Source organism: Tenacibaculum sp. (assembly GCF_050290165.1).
Taxonomy (GTDB): domain Bacteria; phylum Bacteroidota; class Bacteroidia; order Flavobacteriales; family Flavobacteriaceae; genus Polaribacter.
Window position 1 is genome coordinate 1 of sequence record NZ_JBNKHD010000012.1, and the last position, 14,098, is coordinate 14,098.

The 14,098-nt window shown below is 29.7% G+C and carries 13 protein-coding genes; 11 read left to right on the forward strand and 2 right to left on the reverse strand.

Annotation, left to right across the window (positions count from 1 at the left end; genetic code table 11):
* The coding region (locus ACQY6M_RS09430; protein WP_428741655.1) for an HlyD family secretion protein at positions 1-1,029 on the reverse strand (1,029 nt) is incomplete at its 3' end.
* 280 nt (positions 1,030-1,309) lie between these two features.
* Between ACQY6M_RS09430 and ACQY6M_RS09435 the strand changes: the two genes are divergently transcribed.
* From ACQY6M_RS09435 to ACQY6M_RS09480, 10 genes are all read left to right on the forward strand, one after another.
* Positions 1,310-3,523 (forward strand): lantibiotic dehydratase family protein, encoded by a 2,214-nt coding sequence (locus ACQY6M_RS09435; protein ID WP_428741654.1) that lies wholly within the window; start codon positions 1,310-1,312, stop codon positions 3,521-3,523.
* Between the two features lie 2 nt (positions 3,524-3,525).
* The gene (locus ACQY6M_RS09440; RefSeq protein ID WP_428741653.1) at positions 3,526-4,338 is read left to right on the forward strand and encodes a thiopeptide-type bacteriocin biosynthesis protein; all 813 of its coding nucleotides are present in this window, start codon (positions 3,526-3,528) and stop codon (positions 4,336-4,338) included.
* Positions 4,339-4,345: 7 nt separating this feature from the next.
* On the forward strand, positions 4,346-6,022 hold the full coding sequence (locus tag ACQY6M_RS09445; RefSeq protein WP_428744949.1) for a helix-turn-helix domain-containing protein: 1,677 nt from the start codon (positions 4,346-4,348) through the stop codon (positions 6,020-6,022).
* 98 nt (positions 6,023-6,120) lie between these two features.
* Positions 6,121-6,291, forward strand: coding sequence for a hypothetical protein (locus tag ACQY6M_RS09450; protein WP_428741651.1), 171 nt, complete (start codon positions 6,121-6,123; stop codon positions 6,289-6,291).
* Positions 6,292-6,632: 341 nt separating this feature from the next.
* Positions 6,633-7,295, forward strand: a complete 663-nt coding sequence (locus tag ACQY6M_RS09455) for a lipid A-modifier LpxR family protein (protein ID WP_428741650.1) — start codon at positions 6,633-6,635, stop codon at positions 7,293-7,295.
* 7 nt (positions 7,296-7,302) lie between these two features.
* Entirely contained in the window at positions 7,303-7,635 is a 333-nt protein-coding gene (locus ACQY6M_RS09460) for a lipid A-modifier LpxR family protein (protein WP_428741649.1), read from the forward strand.
* A 79-nt stretch (positions 7,636-7,714) separates the two neighbouring features.
* Positions 7,715-8,560 carry an MBL fold metallo-hydrolase gene (locus ACQY6M_RS09465; protein ID WP_428741648.1) on the forward strand — a complete coding sequence of 282 codons (846 nt, stop codon included), beginning with the start codon at positions 7,715-7,717 and terminating at the stop codon, positions 8,558-8,560.
* Positions 8,561-8,570: 10 nt separating this feature from the next.
* Positions 8,571-10,208, forward strand: a complete 1,638-nt coding sequence (locus ACQY6M_RS09470) for a S8 family peptidase (protein WP_428741647.1) — start codon at positions 8,571-8,573, stop codon at positions 10,206-10,208.
* A 66-nt stretch (positions 10,209-10,274) separates the two neighbouring features.
* Entirely contained in the window at positions 10,275-10,679 is a 405-nt protein-coding gene (locus tag ACQY6M_RS09475) for a hypothetical protein (protein WP_428741646.1), read from the forward strand.
* Position 10,680: 1 nt separating this feature from the next.
* Positions 10,681-12,525: a M1 family metallopeptidase gene (locus ACQY6M_RS09480; RefSeq protein WP_428741645.1), complete on the forward strand. Its 1,845-nt coding sequence runs from the start codon at positions 10,681-10,683 to the stop codon at positions 12,523-12,525.
* Between the two features lie 52 nt (positions 12,526-12,577).
* Here ACQY6M_RS09480 and ACQY6M_RS09485 read toward each other — a convergent pair whose 3' ends face one another.
* Positions 12,578-13,399 (reverse strand): helix-turn-helix domain-containing protein, encoded by an 822-nt coding sequence (locus ACQY6M_RS09485; RefSeq protein ID WP_428741644.1) that lies wholly within the window; start codon positions 13,397-13,399, stop codon positions 12,578-12,580.
* 85 nt (positions 13,400-13,484) lie between these two features.
* Here ACQY6M_RS09485 and ACQY6M_RS09490 point away from each other — a divergent pair, with 85 nt between their 5' ends.
* The gene (locus ACQY6M_RS09490; protein ID WP_428741643.1) at positions 13,485-14,045 is read left to right on the forward strand and encodes a YceI family protein; all 561 of its coding nucleotides are present in this window, start codon (positions 13,485-13,487) and stop codon (positions 14,043-14,045) included.
* Positions 14,046-14,098: the final 53 nt, after the last annotated feature.

A 14,098-nucleotide genomic window follows, 5' to 3' on the forward strand; every position in this document is an offset into this window, starting at 1 on the left:
GCCATTTTTTAACTCTAAAAAATCTTGGTTTAAAGAACATGCTACTCTAAACATGGGCGTATCGTTCACCATTTGTATATCGTTCCCTATTTCTAGTACTTTACCTGTTGCTAACCCCCATTGGTTATAATTAAAAGCACTTACTTGAAAGTTTACGTTGTTTTCTTTTTGTAGTAAGCCAATGTCGGTTGGATTTATATAACATTCTACAATTAGATTTGATTTGGGCGATATTTCGGCGAGTTGCGAACCAGAAGGAATAAAACTTCCATTTTCAATTCCTTTTACGTTTAATAACGTACCAGAAATAGGAGCTTTAATTACAGACAAATTATTACTTTCTTTCAGTTGAGTATGATTGTTTTCTAAATCTTTTAATTGTGTTTGATAATCTACTAATTTAGATTGCCAAGCACTCGACTGTTGTTTTTTGTATTGATAAATGGAACTTAAAGCCAAGTTGTATTCTAGTTGAGAACTATTCAAATCAACTTTAGCAATCACTCCTTTTTTAAAAAGTTTTTGGTTACGATTGTAGTCTTCTTTTATTTTTTTAAAACGTGTATGTAGTTCATTTAACTTCTGTTGGTAAAAATCATATTCCTGCTGATATTTTAATGATTTTAATTTATAATTCGGTTGTTTGTTTTTAGATAAAAACTCTAAATCTTCAATAAAAGTTTTGATTTCATTTAATAGACTTATTGTGTTTTTAATTTTTTGAGTAATTGCCAAATTGTTTACCAATAATAAAGTATCACCTTTATGTATTTCAAGGTTGTTTTTAAGCTGATGAAAAATAATTTTACCACTGGTGCTATTTTGTAATAAAACACGCTCTTTGTCTGGTCTTATAAGTCCTTGAGAAGTATTATAAATGGTTATTTTAATAAAAGGCAAAGAGACTAAAATTATTATTAATGTTACTAAAATTATACTATAAATAATCTTACTTTTATTACTGTGTTTAAACTGATGTGCTTCTATACTGTTTTCGATAATTTCTTTAGGAAATATTTGCTTGCTCATATACTTTTTAAAATAAAACCCCCTTTACTGCGAGAACAAATAAAGGAGGTAGGTTTTCTTTTTCACGTATAACTTTCCCTGTCTACGAATTGAGTACAAACCAACGCAAAATAAATGCAGTAAAAAATCCATATATAGCGAGATTTATAAAAAAATGGACGGTTTTTATAAATTTCGAGTTAGAGTTTATAGTTGTTTTTTATTGATTATTAGTAGTTTAATTGTTTTTCGAGTTTGTTTTAATAATAATTACATTTGCATCAATAAAGACACTAAAAAATTGGCTCAAAAGAAGAGGGTACCATATCAAATTTTTGATTCTTATTGCTTAAGAACTCCGTTATTTTCTCTTTCTGATTATAAAACTTTAATTGAAAGAAAAGAGGTTTTAGAAACGGATTTTAGAAACTCGTTACAAAACAAAATTTTTAAAGAGGCTTTATTTTTAGCTTCTCCTGAATTAGTAGCGCAAATTCAAAAATGGGAAAATCAAGCAATTCTTGACGAGAAGAAAAATGAAAGGTTAGGATTAACAATCTTAAAATATTTTACTAGAATATCTACTCGTTGCACTCCTTTTGGGTTGTTTGCTTCTTGTTCTCAAGGAAGTTTTAGTGATGAAACATCAATTCAATTAGCAGCAATAAAAGACTACAAAAGAATAACTCGTTTTGACACTACTTTTTTAGCAGAGTTATCTTTAGAATTGATAAAGGAAGATGAAATTAGAAAACAAATACTGTTTTTTCCGAATTCAAGCTTATACAAAATAGGAGAACATTACAGGTATGTTGAGTACGTAATAAAAAACAAAAAAAGAGAGTATTCAATTGAGGGAGTTAAATTTTCTACATATTTAAAAGAGGTGCTCGAAGCAGCAAAAGAAGGAAAAGCAATTAAAGAATTAGCAAAAGTACTTGTTAAAGATGATATTGAGCTGATAGAAGCAAAAGGGTTTGTTGAAGAGTTAATTGAGCATCAGATTTTGGTGTCTGAACTAGAGGTTACTGTTACAGGAAGTGATTACTTTTCTAATTTAATAAAAAGAGTTTTTGAGATTTCTGAGGATGAGAAACTCAAAAACAAACTCATGGAATTATCAAGTCATTTAAATAAGATGGATGATTCTTTTGAAAACCCAGCATATAGATATAAAGAAATTGAGAAGCTAAGCAAACAAGTAGCTCCCCAAAAAGATACGAAGTATTTATTTCAAACGGATACTTTCTCAAAAACAATTCAAAATAAACTAGACAGCAAACTTAAAAATGATTTATACAAAGCGTTAAGAGTTTTCAATAAAATGACGTTGCGTTCAGCAAATGGAAGGTTAGAGGATTTTAAAAAAGCTTATACAAAACGTTACGAAGGTGAATGGTTGCCGTTAAACTTAGTTTTAGACGTTGAAACAGGTATAGGATATGGAAAAAAGGATGAAAATAATACTCCTTTTTTAGATAAAATTATAAACACTCCAACAAAAAAAAGATATAAACATATAGTTTGGACAGATGTAGATATTATTTTACAGGAGAAGTTATTTCAAGCATTAGCAAAAAGAGAAACCTCAATTAGATTAGTAGAACAAGATTTTGAACATATAGAGGAGAACTGGGATGATTTGCCTGATACCTTTTCATCAATTATAGAAGTGTTTAAAAACTCAGGTGAAGAAAAGCTGTTTATAAAAGGAACTGGAGGTAGTAGTGCTATAAATCTATTAGGCAGGTTTGGTCATGGTAGTGAAGGTTTGTTAAGACATATAAAGAATATAGCTGAAACAGAAAGGAAACTTGAAGAGGATAAAATTATAGCCGAAATAGTACATTTACCAGAAGCTAGAACAGGAAATATTTTACAACGCCCTAATATTAGAGATTATGAAGTCCCTTATTTAGGAAACCCAAATGTAGATGAAGAAAAACAAATCCCATTAAATGATATTTTAGTTACGGTTAAAAACGATGAGATTAAACTTTTTTCAAAAAAGTTTGATAAAGAGATAATCCCCAGATTAGGAAATGCACATAATTATAGTCAAAGTGCATTACCTATCTACCATTTTTTGTGTGAAGTGCAAACTCAAAATAAAAGATCTAGTATAGGGTTTAATTGGAATTCAACTTTTTTAACACTTCCTTTTTTACCAAGAGTAGTGTTTGGAAATATTATTTTTTCTAAAGCCAGATGGAATCTTAAAACAGAAAAGTTAGAAGAAATAATAAAAACTAATGATTTTTTTAAGCTTATGGTGAATTGGAAAAAAGAATTGCAGCTTCCTAACTATGTAGAATTGGTTGAAGGAGATAATAGGTTACTAGTCTATTTAGAAAATAAAACATCTGTTCAAATGCTATATGGTGCTGTTAAAAATAAAAAGGACTTTGTTTTAGAAGAGTTTCTATTTACTAATGATGAGCTTGTAAAGAGGAAAGACAAGTCTTTTTGCAATCAATTTGTAATTTCATTTTATAACAACAAAAGTGTTTATTGAAAATGAAAGTTGAAGTAAAAAGAAATTTTTACCCAGGAGAAAAGTGGGTGTACTATAAAATTTATTGTGGAACCGAAGTAGCCGACAATGTATTGTTATTATGTATAAAGCCGTTAGTTTCTCTTCTTTTTGAAAAAAAGTTAATAAGTAAATGGTTTTTTATTCGTTATGCTGATCCTGAGACTCATTTACGAATTCGTTTTCGCTTAAACAATACTAAAGACATAGGAAGTGTTATTTTAGAATTCCAAAAACAAATAACATTTCTTATCGAGACTAAACAAGTTTGGGATATCCAAATAGGAACCTATAAGAGAGAACTTGAGCGTTATGGAGAAAATACAATTGACAATGCAGAATCCTTTTTCTATAGGGATAGTGAAGCTGTTTTAAACCTTATTGAACAAACGATTGATGATAAAGATAGGTTTGTTTATACACTTAAATACATAGAGCAAATTATAAGTACTTTCAATTTTTCAAAAAAACAAGAATTGTTATTCTTAGAACGAAATAAAAACCAATTTCAAAAAGAGTTTAGTACTAATAAAAGTATGAGAAAAGAAATGAATGCTAAGTACAATGAGATAACTCAAGTTTCTTTAATTACAGAACTAACGTTATTAAGTACTCAACAAAAAGAAATAATAGCTGTTTTTTTAACTAAAAATGAAGAGAAGAAGTTACAGGTTTCTTTAGAAAGTTTATTAGCAAGCTTGATTCATATGTTAGTAAACAGAATATTCAATAGCAAGCAGCGAATGTATGAAATGTTATTATATGATTTTTTATATAAAAAAGTAAAAGGAAGTTAGTTGAGAAATGAAAAATAAATTAGATGCATGTAAAAAACAGGTAGTACTATTCCTTTTTTTGCTTTTGTTTATAAATTCTTTTGGACAAAAGAAGATTGATACTCTTTCAAGTAAAACAATGGAAGAACTTTTTTCTTACTATGAAAAAAGTAAGGAAAAAGAAGATAAAATTAGGTATATCAAAGCTTTTATAAAGGCAGCCAAAAGAGAAAAACACAAACAAAGAATAGCTGCAGGGTATTATATATTATCTGGGTTATATGATGATGAAAGAGTGTTGAAGTATAGTGATAGCATGATTAACTTAATGTCTAAAAAAAGCATAAAATACTATCCTTCTCTAGCATATTTAATTAAGGCTTATTATTATCAGGATAATTATCAGTATGATGATGCGATAGACAACTATTTGTTAACAATTGAATATGCAAAAAAACATAACAATAAATCATTAGAGATTAGAGTTAAACACAGTATTGGTTCATTGAAAAGAAGGCTTAAAATGTATGATGAAGCGGCCATAATTTTTAAAGAAAATTTAGAATATGCAAAGAAGAATAGTTTAGAAGAAAAAAGGTTAAGTTCAATAATGGAACTGGCAAATCTCTATACGGAGTCAAAAAAAATAGACTCTGCTCAACGCTATATTAAGTTAGGTAAAACTCTGTCTTTAAGGTCGAAAGATACGTTCAGATACCATCATTTAAACCTCAATCAAGGAATTGTTGAGTGCCATAAAAAGAATTACAGAGTTGCTATTGAGTTACTTGAAAGAGAGATTCCTTTTTTTAAAGAGAGAAAATCAGATAACTTCCTAACATATGTCTTCTTCTATTTAGGAAAATCTTTCGAGGGAATTAATGAAGAGGAGAAAAAAATAATAGTTTATAAAAAGGTAGATTCTTTATTTCAGATAGAGAAACCCATTTTTTCATTTGTTAGGGAAGCTTACGAGAGCTTAATTAATAAATATAAAAAAGATAATGATTTAAAAAATCAACTTTTATATATCAATAAACTTATCAAATTCGACAGTATTGTAAATTACAATGAAAGGTATTTAAATAGGAAAATTTATAGAGAGTACGATATCCCAAAATTAAAATCCGAAAAAGAAATTGTGATAAAACAAATGAAAAAAAATAAAGTTTTTTTTCATTCTATTATCACTACTATTTCTTTAATAGTAGTTTTATTATTAATACTCTTTGTCTACCAATTTCATAAGAAGAGAGTTTACAAACAAAGATTTGAAGAATTAATCAATTCTAAGGAAGTTGTTGAAGTTGTAAAAATTAAAAAAGAAAATACAAATATACCAAAACAAATTAGAGAGATTATTTTAGAAGGGTTGAATGATTTTGAAATAAAGCAAAAGTTTATTAATAGTAATATCACGTTAAACTCTCTAGCAAAAGATTTAGATACAAATACACAATATCTTTCTAAGATAGTTAATCATTACAAAGGGAAATCTTTTTCTATGTATTTAAATGATTTAAGAATTTCTTATATAGTAGAACGGTTAAAAAAGGATGTTATTTTAAGAAAATATACAGTAAAAGCTATTGCTAAAGAAGCTGGGTTTAACAATGCAGAATCATTTTCAAAAGCATTTTATAACTTAAATGGAATAAAGCCATCTTATTTTTTAAAAGAGCTTGAAAAAAAGGAGGTTAATTAGTCTGTTTTTATAAATGTTGGTTAATTTAAGAGTAGGGATTAGTTATTAAAATATAATAATTTTTTTATTTGTACTCAGTTTAATTAATATATAACAAAATGAAGAAAGTAAAATTAACGTTAGAAAAATTTAGAGTAGCAAAGTTAAATAATTTGTCAAATATTAAAGGGGGAGTGCAATTTCAATTATTAAATGACCAGACAGTAACTACAACAGATAAAGAAGATGGTCCTAAATGTGATAAATTTTCAGAAATAGCAATACAGTAAGAGATAATTAATTTTATTTTTTGATGAATAAGTATTTAGGTAAAACAGAAGTGTTTCTCTAATTTCTTTATGAAAGTATGCTTTTATGTTTTAGTATCTCAACAAAAGAAGATAAAGAAAAACAACATCATTTAATCAACTATCAAAATAAGGTAGAGTTTTAAATGCTTATAATGCATTAATTATGGCAGATAGCATATCTAGAAAATAGAATATTCCTTATAAGAAAAAGATAAAAAGATGGACTTAGGTTCATCTTTTTGTTTTTAGTTTATAGGTAGTATAAGGTTAGAAGTGTTAATATTTTAATGTAAATTTATAGAAACTAACCAACCTTTGTTATGAATAAACCCTTCATCTTCTTACTTTTTTTCAGTTTTATTAGCAACGCACAAATCTTTATTACACATGAAAACGATTTTTTAGCCATAGACAATAAGGATGAAAACTATACAGGAGGACTTAACATAGAGCTTCTGTTTGAAAAATTTAATTTTAAGCAACCTTTTTACGAGCTAAAGAATAGTTATAACATTCAAACTATTTCTTTAGGAGGTGTAGGGTATACACCGCAAGATTTAACCTCCGTTACTCCTGTAATAGGTGATAGACCTTATTCTTCTTTGGTTTACTTAGCTTTTGGTAAAAATTCTATCAAATTGGATAATAGTGAGAGTATCTCTTCTAAATTTTTAATAGGGAATATGGGAGGTTCTGGACCCGGAAGAGTACAATATTTTTTACATGATATAAATTTTTTGGGAAGCACCAGACCTAATCCATTAGGGTGGCATAATCAAATTGGTTATGAAGGAAGTTTAGTTTTGAATTACAACGTGAGGTATTTGAAAAGAATAAATAAAAAACTAACACCTCAAAGCTCTTTTTTTAAAAACACCTCATATACCGTTGGTGTTGATTTAGGTAATTACATGATAAATTTACAAGGAGGTTTTTTTTGTAGATATTGTAAACCTGAATTCGTATCCAACACTTGGTTATAGAAATATTATGATTCCTACTAAATCAAACTTTAAGTCTAATTATATTGAGAAGAAAAATTTGAGAGGAAGCTTTTTTATAAATCCTTTTGTGAGAATTGTAGGTTATAATTCTACACTTGAAGGATTAATGTTTAATGATAAAAGTGTGTATACCATTCCTCCCGATGAGATAAATAGAGTATTATTTGAGTTTAATACCGGAATTCGTTTACTGTTGTGGGAAAGATTCCATTTAAAATATACTTTTACAGCAAGAACCCAAGAGTTTACTGGAGGAAAAAAGATGCATTACTGGGGTGGTGTTACCATAGGCTATACCCCAAAAAAATGGATACATTAAACGTGTTTCAACTGTATGGTGTTTATCTTTTTGTTTTCCTTAACAAATTAATTCGCTAAAATTCTGCATCTTTGTGGTTATGCGAATTTATCCGATAGAAACAGGTAATTTTAAATTAGACGGTGGGGCTATGTTTGGAGTGGTTCCAAAGTCTATTTGGCAAAAGACAAATCCAGCCGATGAAAACAACATGATTTCAATGGGCATGCGCTGTATGCTAATTGAAGATGGAGATCGATTAACCTTAATCGATACTGGAATTGGAAACAAACAATCCGATAAGTTTTTTGGGTATTATTATTTATATGGAGATTTTTCGTTAGATACTTCTTTGGCAAAATATGGTTTTCATAGAGATGATATTACTGATGTATTTTTAACACACTTACATTTTGATCACTGCGGAGGAGCGATTCAATGGAATAAGGATAGAACAGGGTATGAACCAGCTTTTAAAAATGCACGTTTTTGGAGTAATCAGCGTCATTGGGATTGGGCAATTCACCCAAATGCAAGAGAAAAAGCATCCTTTTTAAAAGAAAACATTTTACCAATTGAAGAAAGCGGTCAATTAAACTTTTTGCATTTAAATGCAAAGGATTATGTTGGTTTTGATGTATTGTTCAAAGATGGGCATACTGAAAAACAAATGTTACCAAAAATAGAATACCAAGGAAAAACCTTAGTGTTTATGGCAGATTTATTGCCAACAGCGGGTCATGTTCCATTGCCATATATTATGGGTTATGATACGCGTCCATTACTTACCTTAAAGGAAAAAGAAGCCTTTTTAAATGTAGCTGCAGATAAAGAGTATTACCTGTTTTTGGAGCACGATGCTTATAACGAGGTTATAACAGTAAAACACACAGAAAAAGGAGTTCGTTTAAAGGATACATTTAAATTTACAGATATTTTTAATTAAGATAGATATTATGAGAGTTTTAAAGCCCGTATTTTACTCGGCAATTGCAGTAGCTACATTAGCTAGTTGTAAAACAGTAAGCAAAATGCCTGTACCAGCAGGAAGTAATACAGTAGTTAATATTCCTGCTAAAAAAGCTGAATTAACGGATTATGAACAAGAAAACTGGCAACATTTAGACCTAGCAACGGATACTATCCCTGGAATGAGTGTAAATAAAGCGTATGAGTTCTTAAAAGGTAAGAAGCATATGGAAGTTGTAGTTGGAGTTGTTGATTCGGGTACTGATTTAAAACACGAAGATTTAGTTGATGTTGCTTGGGTAAATTCTAAGGAAGTTGCTGGAGACGGTATTGATAATGATAAGAATGGTTATGTTGATGATATCAATGGGTGGAACTTTTTAGGGGATGCATACAAAGAGCATTTAGAGTATGAACGTATTTTAATGAATCCTTCAGTGGCTGATGCAGAAACTTTAGCTGAAGTAAAAGCATATCAAGCAGAAAAAATTGAAGAAGCTAAAAATACACTTAACCGTTACGGAAACTTCAAAACAGGAGCCGTTGAATCTGATAAAGTTTTAACAAAATACTTTGGGAAATCATCATATACAAAAGATGAAGTAGCAGCTATTAATACTAATGACCCAGTATTAAACCAAGCAAAATCTTATGCGGCTCAAATGCTAGGATATTTTGAATCATTATCAGAAGCAAAAGAATACTTTGAAAAAGGAATTAAGAATGCTCAAAAAACTATTGACGGAGATAATCTAAAAATAGATTATCGTACAGTTGTTGGAGATAATGCATATGATATCAAAGATAAACCAGGATCTGGAAATGGTAATACTGGTCACTCAGAAAAAGGAGAGCTTCATGGATCACATGTTTCAGGAGTTATAGGGGCTACTCGTAATAACGGAAAAGGAATGAATGGAGTTGCTGATAATGTGAAAATTATGGCAGTACGCTCTGTTTCTGATGGAGATGAGTATGATAAAGATGTAGCATTAGGAATTCGTTATGCAGTTGATAACGGAGCAAAAGTAATCAATACGAGTTTTGGTAAAGGATTTTCTCCTAACAAAGAATGGGTTTATGATGCTATCAAATATGCAGCGTCTAAAGATGTGTTAATTGTAAATGCTGCAGGGAATGATGGTAAGGATATTGATGTGGAAAAAACTTTTCCTAATGATGCACCAGACTTAATAAACGAAATTGCGGATAACTTCTTAACAGTAGGAGCAATGAGTGCAAAATACAACGAAGAATTACCTGCATCTTTCTCGAATTATGGTAAAAAGAATGTAGATGTATTTGCGCCAGGGGTACAAGTATATTCTACGACTCCAGATAATGAGTATAAGAAGTTAGATGGAACATCATTTGCTTCACCAGCAACTGCTGGTGTTGCAGCATTAGTTCGTTCTTACTACCCAGAATTAACAGCAAGTCAAGTAAAACATATCTTGATGAACTCTGGAACTAAAATTGATTTAGAAGTTCTTAAACCAGGTACAGGATCTAGATATGGTGTTGCGCCAGAAAAAGTTCCTTTTGCAGATTTATCAGTTTCAGGGCGTGTTGTAAATGCATACAACGCAGTAAGAATGGCTGATAGAATGGTAAATGGAAAATAAATCTATTTATAAACAAGCTAAAAAAGAGCATTATTTTGATGCTCTTTTTTTATTACCAAACACCTTATGCAATTAGAGTTTGATAAACAGCAACAAAAATTAAAAATCAAAGATGAAGTACCAACACACTCATGGTTGGTTATTTTTTTAATGCTTGTTAATGTATTTAATATGGCAATTCAGTTGTTTTTTATGAGTTATGCTAAAAATGAATTGCTATTTATTGTAATGCTATTTTTAGCCTTAATATCGGTGGCTGTAGTGCTTTTTTATGTGTTAAAAAGGTCGTGGAAATCGAACTACAAATTAGCAGATGTTGAAGGATTAGAAGTAAGAAAGGTGTTAGGTAGAGAACGTATTTTTTTAAAATTGTTGAATGGTAGAAAACGCAGCTTTTCAATATTAAAAGATGAAAAAGAATTAGAGAATTTAAAAAGAACACTAATCTCAATGGGAATTAAACCGGTTTAATATGAAAAAAATAATTTTGGGACTTTCACTATTGTCTATTGTTGCTTGTGCATCAACAAATGCAGCAAACACTAAGGGAGTGAAACCACAAGAGCCAATAAACCAAGGCTATTGGCAACAACATGTAAGTTATACAATGGATATTGATATGAATGTAAAAACATATCAATATAAAGGAATACAAAAATTAGTGTACACCAATAATTCACCGGATGTATTAGATAAGGTGTTTTATCACTTGTATTTTAATGCTTTTCAACCTAATTCTCAAATGGATGTTCGCTCAAGAAACATTAAAGATCCAGATAAGAGAGTAGGAGATCGTATTAGTAAATTATCACCTTCAGAAATTGGGTATATCAAAGTAGGTTCGTTAAAACAAAATGGAGTAGCAGTGAAGCACGAAACTGTTGGAACTATTTTAGAGGTTACATTAAACGAGCCAATTCAACCAGGACAAAGTGTAACGTTTGATATGGTTTTTGATGCGCAGGTACCAAAGCAAATTCGTCGTTCAGGACGTGATAATGCAGAAGGTGTGGCTTTGTCAATGACACAATGGTACCCAAAAATGGCTGAATACGATTTTGAAGGATGGCATACGCCACCTTACATTGGTCGTGAGTTTCATGGTGTTTGGGGAGATTTTGATGTAACACTTCATATCGATAAAAACTATGTAGTAGGTGGAACAGGATATGTACAAAACCCACAAGAGGTAGGTCATGGTTATGAAGATAAAACACAACCATTAAATCTTCCTTCAGGAGGTAAATTAACATGGAAGTTCACAGCACCTAATGTACATGACTTCACATGGGGAGCCGATCCTAAATTTGCCCACGATACCTACAAGATGGATAACGGAATCGATTTGCACTTTTTTTATAAGAAAACATTGGCTCCAGAATTTTTAGAAAACTGGAAAAAATTACAGCCTAAAACAGCGGAATTAATGAATTATTATAGTAAAAATGTAGGGCAATATCCATACAAGCAATACTCAGTAATTCAAGGAGGAGATGGAGGTATGGAGTATGCAATGTGTACGTTAATTACTGGGCAACGTAAATGGGGAAGTTTGTTTGGAGTTACTGCTCACGAATTAGCACATACTTGGTTTCAGTTTTTATTAGCAACGAATGAAAGCAAGCATCCATGGATGGATGAAGGATTTACAACTTATATTTCTAATAAGGCTGAAAATGAAATTTTAGGAGAAGGAAAAGTAAATCCACATGCAGGTTCTTACAGAGGATACAATTATGTAGTGCAGAACAATATTGAAGAGCCTTTAACAACGCATGCAGATAGATATAATACGAACACTGGATATGGAATAGCTAGTTATTCTAAAGGGAACATTTTCCTAAGCCAGTTAGAGTATATTATTGGTGAAGAAAATGTAGCGAAAACATTAAAGAAGTATTTTGAAGATTTTTCATTTAAGCACCCAACACCTAACGATATAAAGCGTACTGCAGAAAAAGTTTCAGGTATTCAATTAGATTGGTATTTAAATGAATGGACACAAACCATTCATACAATTGATTATGGAATTAAATCGGTAAACGGAAAAGAGGTTACTTTAGAGAGAATAGGTCAAATGCCAATGCCTATTGATGTTGAGGTTACCTATACTGATGGTTCAAAAGAATCGTTCAATATTCCATTACGAATGATGCGTGGTGAAAAACCAACAAACGCAACTATTATTACCGATTGGACTTTTGCACATCCAACGTATACTTTTACAACAAAAAAAGATGTAAAATCGGTTGAAATTGATCCGTCTAAATTAATGGCTGATGTTAATTTAGAGAATAATATATATCCGGCAGAGTAATAAAAGTATATTAAATATAAATAAAAAAGGTTGAGAATTTTCTCAACCTTTTTTATTGTAATACTAATTGCTTTTGAAGTTCAGTAGGAGTTAACCCTGTATGCTTTTTAATAAAAATGCTAAAGTTAGAAGGACTGTCAAAATTGTAATTATAGGCAATTTCTTTATGAGTTAATTCTTTAAACGCTAAATCTCTTTTAATGTTTAAAACTAATACATCATGTATGTATTTTAAAGGAGTAGTGTTTAACTCTGATTTTACAATTTGAGTTAGCTTTTTTGTTGAAATATTTAGTTTTTCTGCATATTCAGAAACAGTTAATCGACTAATGTTTTCTTCGACCAAATCAATAAATTTGACAATTAGATTGTTAATGGATTTATTGCTTTTGAGTTTTATGTTTTGTTCTTCAAGAGCATATAAAAGTGAGGAAAATAAGTGTATAGTCTTCTCTTTGTAATAAAAAGATTTACTTTTTTGTATACTTAAAATGCCATTTAATTGAGATAAAAAATACTGAGATAAGAGAAAGTTTTCTTCAAAAACGATTTCAGATTTGGTAAAACTTTTCAATAAAGAGAAAGAATCACTAAAAAGCATTTCTTGAGTAAATTGAATTAACAAACCATCAGCATCTGGATTTCTTTTCACTAAATGAATTTGCTTAGGCTTTACAATATAACAACTGTTGTCTCTAATAGTAATCTTGTCAAAATCTATTAATTGGTAGCCTCCTCCTTTTTCAAAAAACAAAATCTCAAAATAGTTGTGTTTATGAATGGTGTTAAAATCATAACTATTGTTATGAGAAATTTTCTCAATATTAATATTGTAAGAAGTATTTAAATCATGAACAGGAACATTTATTGACATAAATTCATAAGTTATATTCTGTTTTTAATAACCCTTAAAATTTAAGAGTAAATACTTTTGCGAAACACTTTAAAATTTAAAAATAATGAAAAAAATAGTTTTAACTTTAATAGCGTTTGTAACCTTCGTAAATGTAAATGCGCAAACAACTTGGAAAGTAGATAAAGCCCACTCATCAATTACTTTTTCTGTTTCACATTTTATGATTTCTGAAGTAACAGGTCATTTTGGTAAGTTTGATATAACTTCTACTAGTAATGATAAGTTTGAAGAACCAAAATTTGATGTTTCAATTGATGCATCTACAATTAATACAAATCAATCAGGAAGAGATAACCATTTAAAATCTGCTGATTTTTTCGATGTAGCGAATCATGCAAACATTACTTTTAAAAGTGAATCGTATAAGCAATTAGAAGGAAAAGAATTTGAAACAACTGGGAAAATTACTATTAAAGGGATTACTAAAGATGTTGTTTTTAAAGGAAAATTAAATGGAATTATAGAAGGTAGAGAAGGAAAGAAAAAAGCAGGATTAAAATTAACATCAGTTATTAAAAGAGAAGATTTTAATGTAGGTAAAGGAATGAATCCTGTAGGAAAAGATGTTGAGGTAACAGTTAACATTGAAATGAACGAACAATAAGATTAGCTTTAATTTTAAATGAATGTTTTATGAACCCAAGAAGTAGTATCTTG